This is a genomic window from Stenotrophomonas rhizophila (assembly GCF_007667275.1).
Lineage (GTDB): Bacteria > Pseudomonadota > Gammaproteobacteria > Xanthomonadales > Xanthomonadaceae > Stenotrophomonas > Stenotrophomonas maltophilia_AE.
In genome coordinates, this window is the sequence record NZ_VDQT01000004.1 from 393,191 (window position 1) to 411,147 (window position 17,957).

Here is a 17,957-nt window from a genome sequence, read left to right on the forward strand (position 1 = left end):
TTGATCTGGAGTCCGAAATGGTCGACCGCCTGCAATCCCTGCTCGGCCGCTTCGCGGTCAATGCCGAAGTCTTCCACGCCGGCGCGTTGTGCGGCATCAACGACCTCGCAGCCGACGGCGAGCGTGGCCAGCTGCACCTGATCCGGGACGGCCAGGTCCGCGTCGAGCACGCCGACGGCAGCGTCATCGAGATCACCGAGCCCAGCGTGCTGGTATACCCACGCCCGCTCGCCCACCGCTTCGTCACCGACCCGGAGACCGGCGCCGACTTCGCCTGCGCCCACCTCCAGTTCGAGGGCGGCGGCAACAACCCGGTTTCCGCCGCACTGCCGCCGGTGATCTGCCTGCCGCTCGCCGAACTGTACGGTGGCCAGCCCATCCTCTCGGTGCTGTTCGAAGAAGCCTTCGCCCAGCGTTGCGGTCGCCAGGCGCTGCTGGACCGGCTGTTCGAAGTGGTGATGATCCAGATCCTGCGCGCGCTGATGGAAAGCGGCCAGTTACGGGTCGGCCTGCTGGCCGGCATGGCGCACCCGCGCCTGCGTCACGCCCTGGTAGCGATGCACGAAGAGCCCGCGCAGGAATGGACCCTGGAATCGCTCGCCCAGCGTGCCGGCATGTCGCGCAGCGCCTTCGCCGACAGCTTCCGCGACACCATCGGCAGCACCCCCGGCCACTACCTGCAGGGCTGGCGCACGCGCCTGGTGCAGCAGGCGCTGCGTAAAGGACAACCGCTCAAGCGGATCGCGATTGATGTGGGCTATGGCAGTGAAGCAGCCCTGTCGCGCGCGTTCAAGTCGCAGACCGGGCAGTCGCCGCGGCAGTGGAAGCAGGGGCTGCAGGTTGCATGACTTACCAACCGATCAGATCGTCCACTCGCGGTCAGTGGTAAACATGATCGTCAACCACCGGTCGGTCGATTCTTCCCCCAACGCCTCGCCGATCTCATCACGCAGCTGGTCCCATTCGACCAGCTGTCGCGGCGGGTCATTCGCCGGTACCACGAAGAACAATTCGATCTGATCGCCACGCCCCACCTTGGCCACGTAGCTGCGATGCTCGATGAAGCCGTACTTGGCGACGATGCCGCGTGCGACCTCGTCCACATGCGCCTGCAGCTCGACGGGCGTGATCAACAGGATGTCCGACAGCGCCTGGCGGACCGTGCCCAGCGGCGCGACCACCACGAACAGGCAGACCAGCAGCAGGATGGCCGGGTCGATGTAGGGCACAAGCCACGCCCACTCGGTGCCGCGCAGCAACCAGCCGCCACCGAAGGCGACCAGATAGGCAGCCGACATGCTCGCGGCCACGACCCAGTTCTTCGCATCCAGCGCGATGAACTCTGAGCCGATCGTGCGATTGGCACGGCGCACGAACAGCGCCAGGCCACCTTCGACGATGATGGAGATCAACGCGAACACGATGGCCGGCCCCAGCGCGATCTCGCGACCACCGGACAACAGGGCGTCCACCGCATTCACACCTGCATAGATCGCCGCGCCGATCATCAACGTACCGCTAACCCCCAGCACGATCGGCTCCAGATGCCAGAAGCCCATGGTGAACCGTTGGTTCAATCGCGACTGCAGTGAATCCACGTTGGTGGACATGCTGATCAACCGCACCACCAGCAGCGACAGCCAGGTCATCACCACATCAATCAGGCCATAGATGCCGTCGAAGATGATCAACGACGAATTGGCATAAAGCCCGAAGGCGACGGCAATGGCCGCGACACCGAAAGAGGCGGCGATCGACAGGCGCAGCACTCCTTGTTCGGTGGTGCTGTCGAAGGTGGTGGTGGGAAGGGCGCTCATGGCAATTCGGGAATTCCTTGTTCGCTCCTTGAGGGCCGTCGGGGAGGCGGAACAGTGTCAGGCGGTGGCCAACAATAGGGCCTTCGTTGGAACGGATTAGCTCCTTGCGCGCTGCGGCTCTTAAGGTTCGTCGTCAACCTGCTTCGGCCAGCACGCGGAGTGTCTCTTTCGGGTTTTTCATGATGACGTGCAACAGCGCACGGGCAGGACCGGTGGGATCCCGCCGCCCTTGTTCCCAATTTCGCAGCGTGCCTACGTCCACGTGAATGACGCGCGCGAACTTTTGTTGGGAGAGGCCGGTAGCCTTGCGAATTTCCCGCACCTGGACAGCACTGACACGCAGCTCACGCGCGGGTGCACGTTTCCCTTTCAGGATGTCGTCGGCCTCAGCCACACTTCCCATGAGTTCGGCAAACAGTGTGTTGTCCATGGCTCACCTCCAGTTCTCAATGATTGATCGCAGCGCTGCCTTCTGCGCGTGAGTCAGGGTGTCCTGATCATTCTTTGGATACACCAGAAGCAAGATGATCCGGGAAGAAGGAGCGAGGTAGTAGTAAATGACGGTGCGCCACCTCGTTTCCCGCGCCCTGGGACCGCGACGCGAACCTTGCGCAGGCCTCCGGTCCCTTCAATGACCTTGCCTGCTGTTGGGGATGCAGCCAACTCGAGCTGGAACCTGGCGTAATCGTCGTCTTGCAGCAGGTCCATGATGGCCCGGCTGAAGGCGGTGGTTTCGATGAAGATCATACCTCAAAAAGTACGCCATTGACGCACATGCGTCATTGACCTACGTCGAGGTTTGGGAACGGGCATTGCGTTCAGTCGATCGGTGTAAACTATTGATCGCGCTGGCAAACCCAGCGACCCCCGCCTGCCCAGATCCCTCATGACCCAGCCTGCCACCTCCGCAGACCGCTATGCCGCTTCCCTGCGCCTTTCCGTCGCCCCGATGATGGACTGGACGGACCGCCATTGCCGCGTGTTCCATCGGATCCTCGCCCCGGGCGCACGGCTCTACACGGAAATGGTGCACGCCAACGCGGTGATTCACGGCGACCGTGAGCGGCTGCTGGGCTTCGATGGCAGTGAGCACCCGCTCGCGCTTCAGCTCGGCGGCAGCGACCCGGCCCTGCTCGCGCAGGCGGCGCGCATCGCCCAGGAATGGGGCTACGACGAGGTCAACCTCAACTGCGGCTGCCCCTCGGACCGGGTCCAGGCCGGGCGCTTTGGCGCCTGCCTGATGCGCGAACCCACCCTCGTTGCCGAGTGCGTGGCGGCCATGGTCGAAGCGGTGGACATCCCGGTCACGGTCAAGTGCCGCCTTGGCGTGGATGAAGACAACGACTACGAAACCTTCGTCAACTTCGTCGATCAGTCAGCCAACGCCGGAAGTGCGATGTTCATCGTGCACGCCCGCAATGCCTGGCTGAAGGGGTTGTCGCCGAAGGAAAACCGCGAAGTGCCGCCGCTGCGCTACGACTGGGCGCACCGGCTCAAAGCCGACCGCCCCCCGCTGAAGATCGTGCTCAATGGTGGCCTGGCCACGGTGGAGGCCGCCCAAGCCCAGATGACGGCGCTGGATGGCGTCATGCTGGGCCGCGCCGCCTACCACGACCCCTATGTGCTGCATCAGCTGGAAGCCGCGCAGACCGGCGCCGCGCTGCAGCCGCGCGAGGCCCTGCTGCGCGCCATGCGCCCCTACATCGAGGACCAGCTGCAACGCGGCCTGGCCCTGAAGCACATCACCCGTCACCTGCTGGGCCTGTTCCACGGCCAGCCCGGCGGCCGCGCGTTCCGCCAGGTGCTCAGCGAGGGCGCGCACCGCCCCGGCGCCGATTGGGACCTGATCGAACAGGCCCTCACCATCACCCGCGACCAGGCCGAACGCGTCGCTGCATGAACCGCGCCGGAGACCGCGCTTGACATCGCTCGGGAAGTAGCCGTCAATGTTCACCTAGATGAACAAAGCGAGGCGGCGGTCAGAAAAGTTCAGACCGGATTCACCGCGTAAAACCAAGAATTTGCGAAAGATTCGTAAAGCGCCGGCCCATCGCTGGCGGTTGCCGATTCACAACTTTTGAACGTTTTGACGCGCTCCGTTAGGATCAGACCCGATGTTCTCCGTGACCCGCCACCGCCGAATCACCGTTGCCGCCGTGCTGGCGACCTGCGCAGTTGCTGCCATCGGCAGCGCCGGCGCGCAGGCTCCGCAGCCGGATCCGGCCCGGGCCGAGATGGTGCGGGCCTCCCGTGGTGCGCCGCAGGAACGCTCCCTGTCCGACGCGGTGCGACGGGTCCAGCGCAGCACCGGTGGCCACATCCTGGGTGCGGAACGGGTGCCTTTCGACGGTCGGGACATCAACCGGGTGAAGTACATGGATGACCGGGGCCGGGTCCGCTACATGGACGACCCTGCCCAGCCGCGTTCACAGCCCCGCACGCCGCGTTCGGATATGTCATCACTACGCGGCGATAACCCCTGAACGGGGATAGTTGTCCGCAGTCATCTGTTAGCCACTGGCCCCAGGCCACACCCAGGACACTAGGGAGAGTTCATGCGTATCCTTCTGGTCGAAGACGAAGCCCCGCTGCGGGAAACCCTTGCAGCCCGGCTCAAGCGCGAAGGCTTTGCCGTCGATGCCGCACAGGACGGTGAGGAAGGTCTGTACATGGGCCGCGAAGTGCCGTTCGACGTGGGCATCATCGATCTCGGCCTGCCCAAGATGTCGGGCATGGAACTGATCAAGGCACTGCGCGACGAGGGCAAGAAATTCCCGGTGCTGATCCTTACCGCCCGCTCGAGCTGGCAGGACAAGGTCGAAGGGCTCAAGCAGGGCGCCGACGATTATCTGGTCAAGCCGTTCCATGTCGAAGAGCTGCTGGCCCGCGTCAATGCGCTGCTGCGCCGTGCGGCGGGCTGGAGCAAGCCGACCCTCGAATGCGGCCCGGTCGCGCTGGATCTTGCCGCGCAGACGGTCAGCGTGGCAGGTAGCAACGTGGACCTCACCAGCTACGAGTACAAGGTGCTCGAATACCTGATGATGCACGCCGGCGAACTGGTCTCCAAGGCCGACCTCACCGAGCACATCTACCAGCAGGATTTCGACCGCGACTCGAACGTGCTGGAAGTGTTCATCGGCCGCCTGCGCAAGAAGCTGGACCCGGACGGCGAACTCAAGCCGATCGAAACCGTGCGTGGTCGCGGCTATCGGTTCGCGATTCCGCGCAACGAGGGCTGAGCCGTTAGTCCGGCGATGGGATGATGTCAGGCCGTCTGTGGTTCTTTAAACGCTGGCGGCCGCGCTCCCTGCAGGCACGCCAGCTGCTGGCTGCCAGTGTGAGCCTGATCGCCTTCCTGGCGATCGCGGGCTACGCGCTCGATGCCGCGTTTGCCGACACCGCGCGGGCCAACCTGCGCGAGCGCCTGAAGAACTACGCTACTGCGTATGCGGCCGGCATCGACTTCACCCGCGACCGCTCGTTGTACATTCGCGAGCAGCCGCCGGATCCCCGTTTCGACGTTCCCGGCAGCGGCCTGTACCTGCAGGTCGTGATGCCGGACGGCAAAGGCAATTCCATGTCGGCCGAAGGCCCGATGCTGCCCACCGTGGGCGGCGGGCTGCTGGCGCCGCGACAGGAAGTATTCGAAGGCCCGTTGCCGATGATCCAGATTGACGGCAGCGAAGGCTCGGTGTACCGCTATGGGCTGGGCCTGGTGTGGGACGCCGACGCCGATCCGGCCACCGAGTTCCCGTACACCATCTACGTGATGGAAGACTCGCGTGCGCTGGGCGCGCAGCTGCGGGTGTTCCGTGGCCGGGTCTGGTTCTGGATGGGTGGTGCGGGCCTGATCCTGCTGCTGTTGCAGACGGTGATCCTGCAGTGGAGCCTGCGTCCGATGCGGCGCGTGATCACCGAGCTGACCAAGGTGCAGCGCGGTGAAACCGAGCGCATGAGCGAACGCCACCCGCGCGAGCTGGAACCGCTGACCGACAGCATCAACGCGCTGATCGAAAGCGAACGCGAAAACCTCGAGCGCCAGCGCAATACCCTGGCCGACCTGGCGCACAGCCTGAAAACGCCGTTGGCGGTACTGCGCACGCAGCTGGACAGTGGTGCGCACGACCAGGACCTGCGCGAGGAATTCGACGTGCAGCTGCGGCGCATGAACAACCTGGTCGGGTACCAGCTGGCGCGCGCGGCCTCGTCCGGCCACAAGCTGTTCTCGGCCCCGTTGCCGATCGAGTCCAACGCCGAGGAAATCGTGCGTGGGCTGGAGAAGGTGTACGCGTCCAAGGGTGTGCTGTGCGAGTTCGACATCGACGAAGCGGCGCGCTTCCACGGCGAGCCGGGCGACCTGCAGGAACTGCTGGGTAACCTGCTGGAAAACGCGTTCAAGTGGGCCAACCGCCGCGTGCTGCTCACTGCCAAGCCACTGAGCGCGCCGGGCGTGCGCCGCGCCGGCCTGCTGCTGTCGGTGGACGACGACGGCCCGGGCATCGCACCGGAAGACATCGCCAAAGTGCTGCAGCGTGGCGTGCGTGGCGATGAGCGCGTGCAGGGTCACGGCATCGGCCTGTCGATCGTGCAGGACCTGATCAAGGATTACCGCGGCGAATTGCAGGTGAAGCGCTCGCCGGAACTGGGTGGCGCGCGGTTTGAAGTAAAGTTGCCGCCCGGGCCGTAAGTTCAGAGCGTACCGACCAACGGTCGGTACCTACCCGCATGGCCGTTTCCCGGTAGGTACCGACCGTTGGTCGGTACGCCTTCCAGGTAGGTACCGACTGTCAGTCGGTACGAACGCCAACCGAAGGCGGCGCCCCATAAAACCGCCGCAGATGCCGTGCAACCATCGGCATCTCCGCTTCAAGCACATCCGGCGCCGAGAAGTGATATTCGGTCGCCACCGCAAAGAACTCATCCGGCCCTTCGCTGGCATACGGATCAATCACCGTTTCCTGGCCGTCATCCACCTGCGCGCACAGCGCGTCATACGCCTGCTGGAAATCCGCCGCCCACTGCTTCTGCCAGTCACGCGGCAACGGTGGCGTGCCATCGAGCACGCCGTCGAGCACATCGATGCGATGCGCCATCTCATGCACCACCACACACGCGCCTTCGTGCGGATGCTTCAGCTCGGCCTGCACGTCATGCCAGGACAGCAGCAACGGACCATTGTGCGAGACCTGGCCGATCGCTTCTTCTTCCCACTCGTGCAGCACGCCGTCTTCGTCCATCTCGCTCTGCGGCACGATGAAGCCTTCGGGGTACACCAGCACCTGCGACCAGCCGCGAAGTCCCACCTCGCCCAGTTCCAGCAACGGCAGGCAGCACAGCGCGGCAATCAGCACCGCGTCATCGTCGCCCAGCTGCAGACCGCCGATCGGCGTGATGGTCTTGCCGTGCAGGAACGCCGCCGCCAGCTCGCGCAGGCGTTGCTGGCGAGCAGGCGGGACGCCACGCAGCCACGCGCTGCGCTGGCAGGTGCGTTGCCAGGCGGTATCGGGAATCGGGCGCGGTGCCGACCGCAGCCAGCGCAACAACGACTGGATCAGCGGAACATGCCTGGCAGGAAGCTGTGCCATTTCGGCGCGCGCAGGCGCGGCAGCACGTCATCGTCGCCACCACCGCCGGTGCTGCCGGGTGCCGTGGCACTGGGCTTGACCGTGGTCGGGGCAGGGGCCGCCGGCGCGGTGGTCTGCGTCGTACGTTCGCTCTCGGCCGCCGAATACACGCAGCCACCCCGGCCCGCGCTGGCCAGCGCATCGGAAGCGTGCGCGGCAAGGGGGGCCATCAACAGGATCAGGCAATGGGCGAACGGGCGCATCGTCAACATCCGGAAGGGCGAAAGGGGTCAATCTTCGATTCTAGCCCGATTCACGGCCTCAATTGGAACCCCTCCCCAAAGCGCGCCCGGTCGCTTTCCCGCATAATTTTGTCCATCAACCGATGGAAGCTGCCGTGGACGACCGCCAACTGCTGGCCAAACTGGGCGCCGGGCGCCTGTCCGGCGACGCGCTGGCGCGTGAGCTCGGCCAGACCCGCGCCGCCATTTGGAAGCGGATTCAAGGACTTAGGGCGGCCGGCGTAGAGATCGACGGCCGCGCCGGTGACGGCTACCAGCTGCAGCAGCGGCTGGAACTGCTGGACCCTGCGTCCATCCTGGGGATGCTGCCGGCCCCGCTGGCGGAGAGCCTAAACACTCTGGACGTGGCCTGGAGCGTAGGCTCGACCAACTCTGAATTGCTGCGCTGCAGCGCGCCCGAGCGCGGTGCCCGGGTGCTGCTGGCCGAGCGCCAGACCGGCGGCCGCGGTCGCCGTGGACGGGCGTGGGCCTCGCCGCTGGCCGCGCATGTGTATCTGTCGGTGCTGCGCGGTTTCGCCGGTGGGCTGTCGCGCCTGGGCGGGCTGAGCCTGGTGGCCGGCGTGGCGGTGGCTGAGGCGCTGCACGCGCACGGCGTCGCCCAGGTCGGCCTGAAATGGCCCAACGACATCGTGGTCGACGGCCAAAAACTGGGTGGGCTGCTGGTGGAGGGCGGCGGTGAGTTCGCCGGCCCGGCGCGCGCGGTGATCGGGCTGGGCATCAACGTGCGCATGCCGCCCGCGTTCGCGGCCGAGATCACCCAGCCGTGGACCGACCTGGCCACCTTGCTGGGCGAAGACGTGGGCCGCAATAAAGTGGTCGCATGGCTGCTGGCGGCATTGCTGCCGGCCCTGGACGACTTCGAGCGCGACGGCCTGGCCCCGTTCCTGCCGCGTTATGCCGCACTGGACAGCCTGTCCGGGCGCAGCGTGCGGGTGGATGACAATGGGGTACTGCATGAAGGGACCGCGTTGGGGCTGGCCGAAGACGGCGCACTGCGGGTGCGCATCGAGGGCAGCGAACGGGTGTTCCATGCCGGGGAAGTCAGCGTGAGGGCGCAATGAGCGACTGGTTGTTCGATCTGGGGAATTCGCGCTTCAAGTTCGCGCCGCTGAACGGCAACCGCGCCGGCGATGTACAGGCGTGGCCGCATGGCGCCGAAGCGATGCCGGCCGATGCCCTGGCCCTGCTGCCCAGCGGCGATACGGCCTACGTTGCCAGCGTCGCAGCGGCCTCCCTCACCGCCAGCATGCTGGACGTGCTGCGCGCTCGCTTCACCCACGTGCGGGTCGCGCACACCGAAGCCAGCTGCGCGGGCGTGCGTATCGCCTATGCGGACCCGTCGAAGTTCGGCGTGGACCGCTACCTCGCCCTCATCGCCGCCGCGGATCGCGGCGAGGCGGTGCTGGTGGCGGGCGTGGGCACCGCGCTCACCATCGACCTGCTGGATGCCGGGGGCCAGCATCATGGCGGCCGCATTGCGGCCTCGCCCACCACCATGCGCGAAGCGCTGCATGCACGTGCGGTGCAGCTGCCGGCGTCGGGCGGCGAGTACAGCGAGTTCGCCAACGACACCGCCGACGCGCTTGCCTCCGGTTGCGATGGCGCAGCCGTGGCGTTGATCGAGCGCAGCCGCGTGCAGGCCGCCGACGTGTTGGGCAGCCTGCCGGCGCTGCTGGTGCATGGCGGCGGCGCCCCGGCACTGATGCCGTTGCTGGGCGATGCGCAGTTGCAACCAGCGCTTGTGCTGGATGGTCTGGCGCGCTGGGCGGTGCATCAGCCACCGGCGGCAAGGTAGGATCGCCGCATGCTTACCCGTGCCCTGATCGTCGTACTGGCCATCCTCAACGTCGGTGTCGCGCTGTGGTGGATGCTGCGCGGCGAACCCGTACCGACGCCACCGGCAGAACCTCCCACTGGCGTGGCCAGACTGCAGCTGCTCGACACCCCGAACGCGGCAGCAGCGCCGGCCCCCTCGGCCGCGCAGCCCGCCGCCGCCAGCACGGCCCTGGCAGACGCCACCCCGGCACCGCCAAAACCAGCGGCCCCAACCACCCCGGCACCCGCCGCACCACCACCAGCACCGTCGACCGCACCCGCACCATCAAACGTGCCCGCACCGTCCACCGCGTCGGTAGCGCCGGCCGTTGGCCGGCCCACGGAAACCCCACCGGCGCCCGCACCCCCCGCGCCCCTCCAATGCATCAGCCTTGGCCCCTTTGCCGATCGCGACACCGCCATGGCTGCCCAGGGCAACGCCGGCACCCTGCTCCAGCGCTCGCGCCTGCGGGAGGTCGCAAAGCCCGGTGCCAGCAGCACCTACCGGGTGATGCTGCCGGCCGCCGCCAGCCGCGAAGAGGCCCAGGCCACGGTCAAGCGGATCGCCGCCGCCGGCATCAGCGATTACTACATCATGGCCCAGGGCGAAGACACCAACGCCATTGCCTTGGGGCAGTACCGCAACCGTGAAGGCGCCGAGCGGCGGATGGCCGCGCTGGCGGCCGCCGGCTTCAGCGCCCGCCTGGTCGGCGGCGCCGCAGGCACGGCCCAGTGGTGGGTGGACGCGGCCCTGGCCGGGCAGGCCACCCCCTCAGCAGCCCGCCAGCGCAGCGGCGCGGCGCAGCAGCGCTCGCTGGAATGCGCGGGCTTGCGCTAGAATCGCCGTCCGCGCCGGCAATGCCGTCGCCGTGCCTTTGCCGGCATAGCTCAGTTGGTAGAGCAACCGCCTTGTAAGCGGTAGGTCCCCAGTTCGAATCCGGGTGTCGGCACCAGCTTCCGCGGAATCGCGATAGACGCATCCCGCGGACGGCACTCACTGATACAGCGATTCGAGAACACAATCGCGTTCCGCAACTTTCGCGGCCCCGCAGCGCAGGACGAATGTGGATTGATATTTGCCGATCGGGATCCGCAGAAGAAGCTGACGCAACTGCTGCGAAGGATGCGTCGGCACAATCCAGTTCCGAATCAGCTTGGCGGATACCGGTCATTGGAACTTCGCCGCGTCCTTGAGGATCCCGTCTACCGGGATTCGAAGCACTCGCTGCTTATCCAGTCCGCAGACTTGTGCGCCTTCCTGCTCTACCAACGCCTTGCCCCGAATGGGTACATGCGCAGGAAGGGCGGCAACCACTACTTCGAACGCCTCGCACCGATGCTGTACAGGGCAGCCAGCGCCTCTGACCCGGAAGGCATCGTCAGGCTGTAAAACAAAAAAAAGGGCACCTTTCGGTGCCCGGGTAGATCCTACTGGGCAGACGAGCTGCCGGTTAGATCTGAACTGAAGGTACCACGGATGCCGGGCATCCGTATCTTCAATTTTTCCAATGATTTCGGCGGTTTTGATAGTTCAAGCCACGCATTCAGTTCGCTTCCGCATACCGATACGACAGCAGCGACTTCACCAGGAACGTCACCTGCGTGGCCGAGCGTGCGTCCACGCGCATTACCGGCAGGCGGTGGCCAGCGTCGAAAAGTGCATTGCGGAACTCCGGGATCAACAGTGCCGGATGTTCATCGGTACGGGTCACGCCCACCGCCAGGCTGGCCTCCGGGGCGATGCGCGAGAACTCCTGCAGCAGCTCCAGCGTCGAGGCCACCGGGTCAGGGTGCCCTGCGCTGACCAGCACGATCACGCCCAGCGCGCCTTCGCAGACCATCGGCCACATGAAGTCGAGGTAGCGTTGTCCGGGTACGCCGTAGACGTGCAGCAGTTCGCCGTCATCCAGTTCGATCGAGCTGTAATCCAGCGCGACGGTGGTCTCGACCTTGTCGCCCATGGCATCGCTGCTCATCGGCATTTCAGTGCTTACCGGCTCCACGTCGGAGATCGCGCGGACGGCGGTGGTCTTGCCGGCGCCCATGCTGCCGACGAACACCAGCTTGTTGGCAGGCAGGCTCATGATTGGGCTCCCTGGAACAGGTTCAGGCCGAAGCGTCGTGCCACCCACGAGAAGAAGCGTGAGTCGCTGGCGTCTTTACGGCGTTGTGTACGGGGCACGGCGGCGTCCTGGTTCAATGCGAGGCCACTGGCGACAGCAGCGCAGAAGAGCGATTGCACCGTGTGGCGCGGAATCTGGCAAGCCGCGGCCAATGCCGCAGGCTGCCACGGGCGGGCGTGCAGGCAGGCGATGGCCAGCAGCCACGTGCCGGGCACGTCGTCGGCATCCAGGTCGGGCCAATGGCGCAGCTTCAACGTTGCGTGTTCGGCAACCGGGGGCAGCAGCGCGGGGCGGTGGCGCGCGATGCAGAAATACAGCGCTTCGAACGAATGCCGCTGCGGCAGCCGGTACGCGTACTGGTGCTGGAACGTGGCCGCATCGATGGGGCTGGCCGACCAGGCCACGTCGTCCAGTTGTGCCACCACGTCCGCCAGCGTGGTGCCGGGGGCCAGCGCGATGCTGCGCGTGGCGCTGTCGACCAGCACGGTGATGCCGCCACGCTGCAGCAGGTGCAGTGCCGATGCAGCGGAATCCGCCGACGCCAGCTGCAGCAGCAGCGGCGTGCCCTGTGCGTCGCGCTCGCCACCCATGCCAGGCGTGGCCAGCAGCAGGCTGGAAAGCTGTTCGTTGATGTCGCGCACGGTGGCGCCATGCGGCAGCCGTCCCGGTGCCGCGTCGGCATGGCGGCGCGCGACGGACAGGATGGGTACGTTGACCGCGTTCGCTTCGCTGAGCGCGCGGGCAGCATCCGCGTGGTCCAGGCCGATCACCAGCAGGTCGCAGGCGTCGCCGGACCAGGGCTGCAGCAGCACCTCCATGCGCTCGGCAAGCAGCATCGAGCAGGCCAGTTTCAGCCGGGTCTGGTGCAGCATGTCCAGGCCGGCAGCGGCAACGCGGAAGGAACGTGTGGGGGTATTCATGCGGGTCACGCAGCAGCGCGGCGGCGGCCGCACCACGTCCGCTCACGGACGTGGTGCGGCACGGGCGCCTGCGATCAGCTGAAGTCCAGGGTCTTTTCGAAGGCCTTCAGTTCATGACGCGACATGGCCAGGTTGGCCTTGCTGCGGTCCATCACCACGTACAGGAACAGCAGCGGGTTGCTTTCCAGGGGGCGGATCAGGTGGTACTGGGTGGTCAGGGTGATCAGCAGGTCTTCCAGCGTGTCCGACAGGCCCAGCGACTCGGCCACGCGACGCTTGGCGCGCACCACTTCGGTGTTGCCGGCCGCGGCCAGTTCCAGGTTGATGTTGCCGCCGCCGACCATGGCCAGGGCCATGCCGCTGTCACCGTCGACCAGCGCGGCGCCGACGAAACCGGCGAGCGAATTGAGCTTTTCCAGATTGAGATTGGGCACGTAAATCCTTTTTACTTCAAGCAGTGGGAGGGGCAGGCCAGGGCCTGCCATAAGGGCACAGCGAAATCGGTAGGGCTCAGGCCGCGCGGACGCGCAGCACGGCGTCGAGGCGGCTGGCGCAATCGCGCGCGTTGAAAAGCAGCACCGCCATGTTGACCTCGTGGCCGGCAACGGCGGTCAGGGTCAGCGGCTTGTCGGCCTGGATGCGGATCAGCACCACATTGCCCAGTTTGGTGCAGATGGTGGCGTAGTCCGCGTCGCTCAGCGCCAGCTCGCGCGAGACCGTCTCGCCCAGGGTCAGGAAGGAATTGGCCATCGCGGCCAGCCGGCGACCATCCACGCCCAGCGTGGAATCCTCGGCCACGGCGCGGCCGTCAGCGGTGGACAGCATCAGCAGGCGCAGGCCCTGCTCGCGTTCGCGCGACTGCTGGAACACCTGCTCGATGGCGGCCACGTCATACAGCTGCCGGGCCGGCTGGCTCTCGCCACTGGCGTTGCGGACGATCTGGTGGATGCTGCTGCGCTGCACGTACTGCCCCCTGAGACAAAACGAAACACGGACCAACCCGTTGCGGGTTAGTCAATCAGTACTGCGAAGAAGTGTGAAATGTAGCACGTAAATTTTGCCAAAATAGACAACGTAAGCTAAACCACGGGCGGCTTTCGTCTGCGTCAAACCGTTGACGCACAACGGTTTTGGGTCTGTATCGGGATACGACGCGCAGGGGCAGGAAGCGCCGTGGCGGGCCGCGGCACCGGTCGTCCGCTGCTGCGTCGCCGCGAGTGGTTTGGCCATGCGGTGACTAGACTGGTCGGATTTTCCGTGCGTGTGGAGTCAGTTGGTATGAGCAAACGTCAACCTGCGGTGTCCCTGATCGGCGTGCCTACGGACATCGGCGCGGGTGCGCGCGGTGCCGGACTGGGGCCGGAGGCGCTGCGTATCGCTGGCCTGGGCGAGGCGCTGGCAGCACGCGGCGTGGACGTGCGCGACTGCGGCAACCTGGACGGCCCGCGCAACCCGTGGACCGCGCCCGTGCAGGGCTACCGGCACCTGGACGAAGTGGTGGCCTGGAACCAGGCGCTGATGGATGCCACCTATGCAGAGCTGCAGGACGGGCGCATGCCGATCATGCTGGGCGGCGACCATTGCCTGGGCATCGGTTCGATAACCGCTGTCGCGCGCTGGTGCCGGGAACAGGGTCGCGACCTGCGCGTGCTGTGGCTGGACGCGCATTCGGACTTCAACACCAGTGATGTCACGCCGTCGGGCAACGTGCACGGCATGCCGGTGGCCTGCCTGTGCGGCCTGGGGCCGGACGCCTTGACCCGGCTCGGCGGCGACGCACCGGCGATCTGCCCGCAGCAGGTGCGGCAGATCGGCATCCGCTCGGTGGACCAGGAAGAAAAGCGCCTGATCAAGCAGCACAAGGTGGATGTGTACGACATGCGCTACATCGACGAAGCCGGGATGAAGCGCGCGGTGGAAGCTGCGCTGGACGGCGTCGACGACAACACCCACCTGCATGTCAGCTTCGATGTGGACTTCCTGGACCCCAGCATCGCGCCCGGCGTGGGCACCACGGTGCCGGGCGGGGTGAACTACCGCGAAGCCCAGCTGGTGATGGAAATGATCGCCGACACCGGGCGCATGGGCTCGCTGGACATCGTCGAGCTCAACCCGCTGCTGGACAACCGCAATGCCACCGCGGTGCTGGCGGTGGACCTGGTGGAGAGCCTGTTCGGCAAGTCCACCCTGATGCGCGACTGAGCCCGGGCCGCCGCTTCGCAGGCCCTGGCTGAACCGTTCCGGGGCGCGTTCACATCGATTGCACGCCCCAGACTTCAGATTGCATCTCACGCGGCGGCGGTGCCTGAAATGGCAGCGATGCCGACGCGATCTGCCTGAGGCAGGTGGGGCCGGAATTCGGTAGTGACGTTGAACTAATCAGGAGAATCCTATGAAGCGTGTAATTGCACTGATGCTGTTGTCGATGGTTTCGGTTGCCATGCTGGCCGGTTGCAATACCGTTGCCGGTGCCGGCAAGGACGTGCAGAAGGCCGGCGAGTCGGTTGAAGACGCCGCCAAGGGCAACTGATCCAACCGTGCGGATGGGCTGTCGACCAATGGTCGACAGCCACCAACCCGCATCGGTAGCTACCTCCGCATCGGTAGCTACCGACCGTTGGTCGGTAGATAAAAAACGCCGGGAATTTCCCGGCGTTTTTTTTATGCCTGCCGCAAAGCACACCCACCATTCAACGAAGTGAGCATCCGCTTCATCCGCGCTTGACCGCCGCCAAACACCGGCTGTTGCACTCTGTCCCTACGGCGACGTTGCCGTTGCAATCCAGGAAAGGACCCATGAACAAAGACATCATTTCCGGCAAGTGGACGCAGCTCAAGGGCAAGGCGCAGGCAAAGTGGGGCGACCTGACCGACGACGATTTCAAGGTGGCCGAAGGCAACTCCGAGTACCTGGCAGGCCGCCTGCAGGAGCGCTATGGTTGGGCGCGCGATCGCGCTGAAAAAGAAGTCAAGGACTTCGACGAGACGCTGCGCAAGGATTATCCAGACTTCCGCTGACCCGGCCGACGGGGCAGTGCGGCCCTGGGCCGCGACGAGGGTATGAAACCGGAACGGGCCGCATCGCGGCCCGTTTTTCGTGTGGCTGTGCGGGGATCACCGCCAGCCGTACGCCGGCGGGTCCGGCACGAAGGCGTCCGGGAACGCCTGTGGACCACGCTCGCCGCTGCGATGACGGGCGGGAATGACACCCCTCGCCACCAGGTTGCGTTCGCTGTCGTAGCGCAGGTCCAGCCGCTGTGCTGGCAGGCGCGTTGCACGGTCGAATGTCGTGCTGCCCGAATACGACGTCTCGCGCGGGCCATGGCCGGTGCCCAAGGCCGGGGCGGGCGCGGCGGCGACCGAGCCGCTGACCCGTGCCGAGGGCATGGCGCTGTCGGCGGCCTCGGCCGCGGCTTGGCCCTGCACGCGGCTCTTTTCGCGTGCCACGGCCGGCGCACGCGGGGCCGGCGGCACCCAGCGCCGCGCCTCGTTGAACACGGCGATGCCGACCACGCCGATATTGTCCGGGCGCCCGGTGCGGTCGGCGTAGCTGTTACCCGGGTTGGTGAACACGAACTGCGCCACCTCGTGCCGCGACTTGCGCCACCCGGTGATGTCCGCGCTCTGCCACGGGTCCAGCACGTAGCCGGTCTGGTCCGGCGAGGCGACCTCGCCGCTGATCGCGTTCAGGCCGTCTACCGACAGGACCACCAGCACCCGCTCGGGACTGTTGTTGCGCAGGCGCACCGCATACGGGGTGCCCTGGTTGCCGGCCACCCAGCGCTGGCCACGGTGCGGCCAGGCGGGCAGTTCCCGGCGCTGGTCGCGATCGACCAGGACCAGGGTGACCGGGCCGACATCGGCGCGGGGCGGTACGACGGGCTTGAAGCCACACAGGGCCAGCACGGCAAGCAGGGGCAGGGTCAGGGTCAGGCGTTTCATGGCAGGGGGCCTTCGCGGTTGGGTAGTGCATTCAACGCGCCGGGCCGGGCAACGGGGTTGCGCGCGGGCAGGTAAACTGGGGGCGTTCAACTGTCCGTAATGATTCCCACATGACCACCCGCGTTCTTACCGGCATCACCCCCTCCGGCACGCCCCACCTGGGCAACTATGTCGGCGCCATCCGTCCGGCCATCGCTGCCAGCGCTGCGTCGGACATCGAGAGCTTCTTCTTCCTGGCCGACCTGCACAGCCTGATCAAGGCGCAGGAGCCGGAGCGGACCCAGCGCTCGACCCTGGAGATCGCCGCCAGCTGGCTGGCGTGCGGGCTGGACCCGGACAAGGTCTGGTTCTACCGGCAGAGCGACATTCCCGAAACCACCGAACTGATGTGGTTCCTGACAGCCATCGCCAGCAAGGGCATCCTCAACCGCGCCCATGCCTACAAGGCGGCGGTGGACAAGAACCGCGAAGAGCAGCTCGATGAAGACGCCGGGATCAGCGCCGGGTTGTTCATGTACCCGGTGCTGATGGCCGCCGACATCCTGATCTTCAAGGCCAACCAGGTGCCGGTGGGTCGCGACCAGATCCAGCACATCGAGATGGCGCGCGATTTCGCCCAGCGCTTCAACCACGTCTACGGCAAGGAGTACTTCCCGTTGCCGGAGGTGGTGATCGACGAGCAGGTCGCCACCCTGGCCGGGCTGGACGGCCGCAAGATGAGCAAGAGCTACCACAACACCATTCCGCTATTCGCCCCGCGGGCGGAGCTGAAGAAGCTGGTGTTCTCCATCCTCACCGATTCGCGCGCGCCGGGCGAGCCGAAGAGCACCGAAGGCTCGGCGCTGTTCCAGATGTTCCAAGCCTTCGCCAGCCCGGAACAGACCGCCGCGTTCGCGCAGGCCTTCGCCGACGGCATCAGCTGGGGCGATGCCAAGCAGCAGCTGTTCGAGCGCATCGACGCCGAGCTCACCCCGCTGCGCGAGCGCTACGACGCGTTGATGGCCGAACCGGAGAAGATCGAGGCACTGCTGCGCCGTCGCGGCCAGCAGCTGCGCGAGCAGTACGCCGTGCCGCTGCTGAAGGAGCTGCGCCATGCGGTGGGCCTGCGCGACCTGTCCAGCGCCGGCGACATCGCCGCCGAGGACGGTGGCGTGGCCCGCGCTGCGCCGCCGCTGTTCAAGCAGTACCGCGAAAAGGATGGCCGCTTCTACTTCAAGCTGCAGGGCGGTGATGGCACCCTGCTGATCCAGAGCGAAGGCTTCGATTCGCCGCGCGATGCCGGCCAGTTGATCGGCGTGCTCAAGCAGACCGAGCACGGCGACGGCCTGCAGAGCGAGCTGTTCAAGCTCGAAGCGGAAGTTGACGAGGTGTTGGCGGCATTGCAGGAACTGCGCGAGCAGTCGTGAGGTTAAGGCGTACCGACCAACGGTCGGTACCTACCGGGGCTGGCGGATCCATGGTGTGCGATACATCC

The 17,957-nt window shown here is 66.3% G+C and carries 22 protein-coding genes and 1 tRNA gene; 14 read left to right on the forward strand and 9 right to left on the reverse strand.

Translation table 11 applies throughout. From position 1 onward, the window contains the following. The first annotated feature begins 17 nt into the window (after positions 1-17). The gene (locus FSZ13_RS14805) at positions 18-848 is read left to right on the forward strand and encodes an AraC family transcriptional regulator (RefSeq protein WP_145481003.1); all 831 of its coding nucleotides are present in this window, start codon (positions 18-20) and stop codon (positions 846-848) included. A 12-nt stretch (positions 849-860) separates the two neighbouring features. Here the strand turns inward: FSZ13_RS14805 and FSZ13_RS14810 are convergent, their stop codons facing one another. Beyond that, positions 861-1,817, reverse strand: a complete 957-nt coding sequence (locus tag FSZ13_RS14810; protein WP_145481005.1) for a cation diffusion facilitator family transporter — start codon at positions 1,815-1,817, stop codon at positions 861-863. 133 nt (positions 1,818-1,950) lie between these two features. Then, complete coding sequence (nadS, locus tag FSZ13_RS14815; protein ID WP_145481007.1) at positions 1,951-2,247, reverse strand: NadS family protein; 297 nt, start codon at positions 2,245-2,247, stop codon at positions 1,951-1,953. Positions 2,248-2,703: 456 nt separating this feature from the next. Here nadS and dusA point away from each other — a divergent pair, with 456 nt between their 5' ends. The 4 genes from dusA (at position 2,704) to FSZ13_RS14840 (ending at position 6,504) form a co-directional block, all read left to right on the forward strand. Further along, positions 2,704-3,717, forward strand: a complete 1,014-nt coding sequence (gene dusA / locus FSZ13_RS14825; protein ID WP_145481009.1) for a tRNA dihydrouridine(20/20a) synthase DusA — start codon at positions 2,704-2,706, stop codon at positions 3,715-3,717. Positions 3,718-3,931: 214 nt separating this feature from the next. Beyond that, a complete protein-coding gene (locus FSZ13_RS14830) occupies positions 3,932-4,300 on the forward strand; it encodes a hypothetical protein (protein WP_145481011.1) in 369 nt (122 codons plus the stop codon). A 72-nt stretch (positions 4,301-4,372) separates the two neighbouring features. Then, positions 4,373-5,056 carry a response regulator transcription factor gene (locus tag FSZ13_RS14835; RefSeq protein WP_004136763.1) on the forward strand — a complete coding sequence of 228 codons (684 nt, stop codon included), beginning with the start codon at positions 4,373-4,375 and terminating at the stop codon, positions 5,054-5,056. Positions 5,057-5,079: 23 nt separating this feature from the next. After that, on the forward strand, positions 5,080-6,504 hold the full coding sequence (locus FSZ13_RS14840) for an ATP-binding protein (protein ID WP_145481013.1): 1,425 nt from the start codon (positions 5,080-5,082) through the stop codon (positions 6,502-6,504). 100 nt (positions 6,505-6,604) lie between these two features. Here FSZ13_RS14840 and FSZ13_RS14845 read toward each other — a convergent pair whose 3' ends face one another. Together FSZ13_RS14845 and FSZ13_RS14850 are read right to left on the reverse strand one after the other, a co-directional pair. Further along, positions 6,605-7,402: a zinc-dependent peptidase gene (locus tag FSZ13_RS14845; protein ID WP_145481015.1), complete on the reverse strand. Its 798-nt coding sequence runs from the start codon at positions 7,400-7,402 to the stop codon at positions 6,605-6,607. Then, the gene (locus FSZ13_RS14850) at positions 7,369-7,644 is read right to left on the reverse strand and encodes a hypothetical protein (protein ID WP_145481017.1); all 276 of its coding nucleotides are present in this window, start codon (positions 7,642-7,644) and stop codon (positions 7,369-7,371) included. Before FSZ13_RS14850 ends, FSZ13_RS14845 begins: the two co-directional genes overlap by 34 nt. Positions 7,645-7,778: 134 nt before the next feature. Between FSZ13_RS14850 and birA the strand changes: the two genes are divergently transcribed. The 5 genes from birA to FSZ13_RS14875 all read left to right on the forward strand — a co-directional run bounded on the left by birA (position 7,779) and on the right by FSZ13_RS14875 (position 10,888). Beyond that, positions 7,779-8,744 (forward strand): bifunctional biotin--[acetyl-CoA-carboxylase] ligase/biotin operon repressor BirA, encoded by a 966-nt coding sequence (gene birA, locus FSZ13_RS14855; protein ID WP_429000005.1) that lies wholly within the window; start codon positions 7,779-7,781, stop codon positions 8,742-8,744. Continuing rightward, positions 8,741-9,478, forward strand: coding sequence for a type III pantothenate kinase (locus FSZ13_RS14860; RefSeq protein ID WP_145481021.1), 738 nt, complete (start codon positions 8,741-8,743; stop codon positions 9,476-9,478). Before birA ends, FSZ13_RS14860 begins: the two co-directional genes overlap by 4 nt. Before the next feature lie 9 nt (positions 9,479-9,487). Continuing rightward, entirely contained in the window at positions 9,488-10,336 is an 849-nt protein-coding gene (locus tag FSZ13_RS14865; RefSeq protein ID WP_145481023.1) for an SPOR domain-containing protein, read from the forward strand. 39 nt (positions 10,337-10,375) lie between these two features. After that, positions 10,376-10,451: transfer RNA gene (locus FSZ13_RS14870), tRNA-Thr, on the forward strand. Between the two features lie 47 nt (positions 10,452-10,498). Further along, the gene (locus tag FSZ13_RS14875; protein ID WP_260844202.1) at positions 10,499-10,888 is read left to right on the forward strand and encodes a DUF3800 domain-containing protein; all 390 of its coding nucleotides are present in this window, start codon (positions 10,499-10,501) and stop codon (positions 10,886-10,888) included. A gap of 154 nt (positions 10,889-11,042) precedes the next feature. On the opposite strand, the gene FSZ13_RS14880 is transcribed toward FSZ13_RS14875, so the two are convergent. The 4 genes from FSZ13_RS14880 to FSZ13_RS14895 form a co-directional block, all read right to left on the reverse strand. Next, positions 11,043-11,582 (reverse strand): GTP-binding protein, encoded by a 540-nt coding sequence (locus FSZ13_RS14880; RefSeq protein WP_145481027.1) that lies wholly within the window; start codon positions 11,580-11,582, stop codon positions 11,043-11,045. Next, entirely contained in the window at positions 11,579-12,541 is a 963-nt protein-coding gene (locus FSZ13_RS14885; protein WP_145481029.1) for a hypothetical protein, read from the reverse strand. Before FSZ13_RS14885 ends, FSZ13_RS14880 begins: the two co-directional genes overlap by 4 nt. A gap of 74 nt (positions 12,542-12,615) precedes the next feature. Next, positions 12,616-12,975 carry a hypothetical protein gene (locus FSZ13_RS14890; RefSeq protein WP_070208473.1) on the reverse strand — a complete coding sequence of 120 codons (360 nt, stop codon included), beginning with the start codon at positions 12,973-12,975 and terminating at the stop codon, positions 12,616-12,618. A gap of 76 nt (positions 12,976-13,051) precedes the next feature. Next, positions 13,052-13,504 carry a roadblock/LC7 domain-containing protein gene (locus FSZ13_RS14895; protein ID WP_145481031.1) on the reverse strand — a complete coding sequence of 151 codons (453 nt, stop codon included), beginning with the start codon at positions 13,502-13,504 and terminating at the stop codon, positions 13,052-13,054. Between the two features lie 315 nt (positions 13,505-13,819). Between FSZ13_RS14895 and rocF the strand changes: the two genes are divergently transcribed. The 3 genes from rocF to FSZ13_RS14910 all read left to right on the forward strand — a co-directional run bounded on the left by rocF (position 13,820) and on the right by FSZ13_RS14910 (position 15,559). Next, entirely contained in the window at positions 13,820-14,743 is a 924-nt protein-coding gene (rocF, locus tag FSZ13_RS14900) for an arginase (protein WP_145481033.1), read from the forward strand. A 190-nt stretch (positions 14,744-14,933) separates the two neighbouring features. Beyond that, the gene (locus tag FSZ13_RS14905; RefSeq protein ID WP_145481035.1) at positions 14,934-15,071 is read left to right on the forward strand and encodes an entericidin A/B family lipoprotein; all 138 of its coding nucleotides are present in this window, start codon (positions 14,934-14,936) and stop codon (positions 15,069-15,071) included. Positions 15,072-15,337: 266 nt separating this feature from the next. After that, positions 15,338-15,559 carry a CsbD family protein gene (locus FSZ13_RS14910; protein ID WP_145481037.1) on the forward strand — a complete coding sequence of 74 codons (222 nt, stop codon included), beginning with the start codon at positions 15,338-15,340 and terminating at the stop codon, positions 15,557-15,559. A 96-nt stretch (positions 15,560-15,655) separates the two neighbouring features. Here FSZ13_RS14910 and FSZ13_RS14915 read toward each other — a convergent pair whose 3' ends face one another. Further along, positions 15,656-16,483 carry a hypothetical protein gene (locus tag FSZ13_RS14915; protein ID WP_145481039.1) on the reverse strand — a complete coding sequence of 276 codons (828 nt, stop codon included), beginning with the start codon at positions 16,481-16,483 and terminating at the stop codon, positions 15,656-15,658. 110 nt (positions 16,484-16,593) lie between these two features. Between FSZ13_RS14915 and FSZ13_RS14920 the strand changes: the two genes are divergently transcribed. Then, positions 16,594-17,889 carry a tryptophan--tRNA ligase gene (locus tag FSZ13_RS14920; RefSeq protein ID WP_145481041.1) on the forward strand — a complete coding sequence of 432 codons (1,296 nt, stop codon included), beginning with the start codon at positions 16,594-16,596 and terminating at the stop codon, positions 17,887-17,889. Positions 17,890-17,957: the final 68 nt, after the last annotated feature.

What these genes read in the sequence shown, in the direction of transcription:
- FSZ13_RS14805 (WP_145481003.1), top strand. Translation starts at nt 18, where the DNA reads ATGGTCGACCGCCTGCAATCCCTGCTCGGCCGCTTCGCGGTCAATGCC.
- FSZ13_RS14810 (WP_145481005.1), bottom strand. Translation starts at nt 1,817, where the DNA reads ATGAGCGCCCTTCCCACCACCACCTTCGACAGCACCACCGAACAAGGA.
- nadS (WP_145481007.1), bottom strand. Translation starts at nt 2,247, where the DNA reads ATGGACAACACACTGTTTGCCGAACTCATGGGAAGTGTGGCTGAGGCC.
- dusA (WP_145481009.1), top strand. Translation starts at nt 2,704, where the DNA reads ATGACCCAGCCTGCCACCTCCGCAGACCGCTATGCCGCTTCCCTGCGC.
- FSZ13_RS14830 (WP_145481011.1), top strand. Translation starts at nt 3,932, where the DNA reads ATGTTCTCCGTGACCCGCCACCGCCGAATCACCGTTGCCGCCGTGCTG.
- FSZ13_RS14835 (WP_004136763.1), top strand. Translation starts at nt 4,373, where the DNA reads ATGCGTATCCTTCTGGTCGAAGACGAAGCCCCGCTGCGGGAAACCCTT.
- FSZ13_RS14840 (WP_145481013.1), top strand. Translation starts at nt 5,080, where the DNA reads ATGTCAGGCCGTCTGTGGTTCTTTAAACGCTGGCGGCCGCGCTCCCTG.
- FSZ13_RS14845 (WP_145481015.1), bottom strand. Translation starts at nt 7,402, where the DNA reads ATGGCACAGCTTCCTGCCAGGCATGTTCCGCTGATCCAGTCGTTGTTG.
- FSZ13_RS14850 (WP_145481017.1), bottom strand. Translation starts at nt 7,644, where the DNA reads ATGCGCCCGTTCGCCCATTGCCTGATCCTGTTGATGGCCCCCCTTGCC.
- FSZ13_RS14860 (WP_145481021.1), top strand. Translation starts at nt 8,741, where the DNA reads ATGAGCGACTGGTTGTTCGATCTGGGGAATTCGCGCTTCAAGTTCGCG.
- FSZ13_RS14865 (WP_145481023.1), top strand. Translation starts at nt 9,488, where the DNA reads ATGCTTACCCGTGCCCTGATCGTCGTACTGGCCATCCTCAACGTCGGT.
- FSZ13_RS14880 (WP_145481027.1), bottom strand. Translation starts at nt 11,582, where the DNA reads ATGAGCCTGCCTGCCAACAAGCTGGTGTTCGTCGGCAGCATGGGCGCC.
- FSZ13_RS14885 (WP_145481029.1), bottom strand. Translation starts at nt 12,541, where the DNA reads ATGAATACCCCCACACGTTCCTTCCGCGTTGCCGCTGCCGGCCTGGAC.
- rocF (WP_145481033.1), top strand. Translation starts at nt 13,820, where the DNA reads ATGAGCAAACGTCAACCTGCGGTGTCCCTGATCGGCGTGCCTACGGAC.
- FSZ13_RS14905 (WP_145481035.1), top strand. Translation starts at nt 14,934, where the DNA reads ATGAAGCGTGTAATTGCACTGATGCTGTTGTCGATGGTTTCGGTTGCC.
- FSZ13_RS14910 (WP_145481037.1), top strand. Translation starts at nt 15,338, where the DNA reads ATGAACAAAGACATCATTTCCGGCAAGTGGACGCAGCTCAAGGGCAAG.
- FSZ13_RS14915 (WP_145481039.1), bottom strand. Translation starts at nt 16,483, where the DNA reads ATGAAACGCCTGACCCTGACCCTGCCCCTGCTTGCCGTGCTGGCCCTG.
- FSZ13_RS14920 (WP_145481041.1), top strand. Translation starts at nt 16,594, where the DNA reads ATGACCACCCGCGTTCTTACCGGCATCACCCCCTCCGGCACGCCCCAC.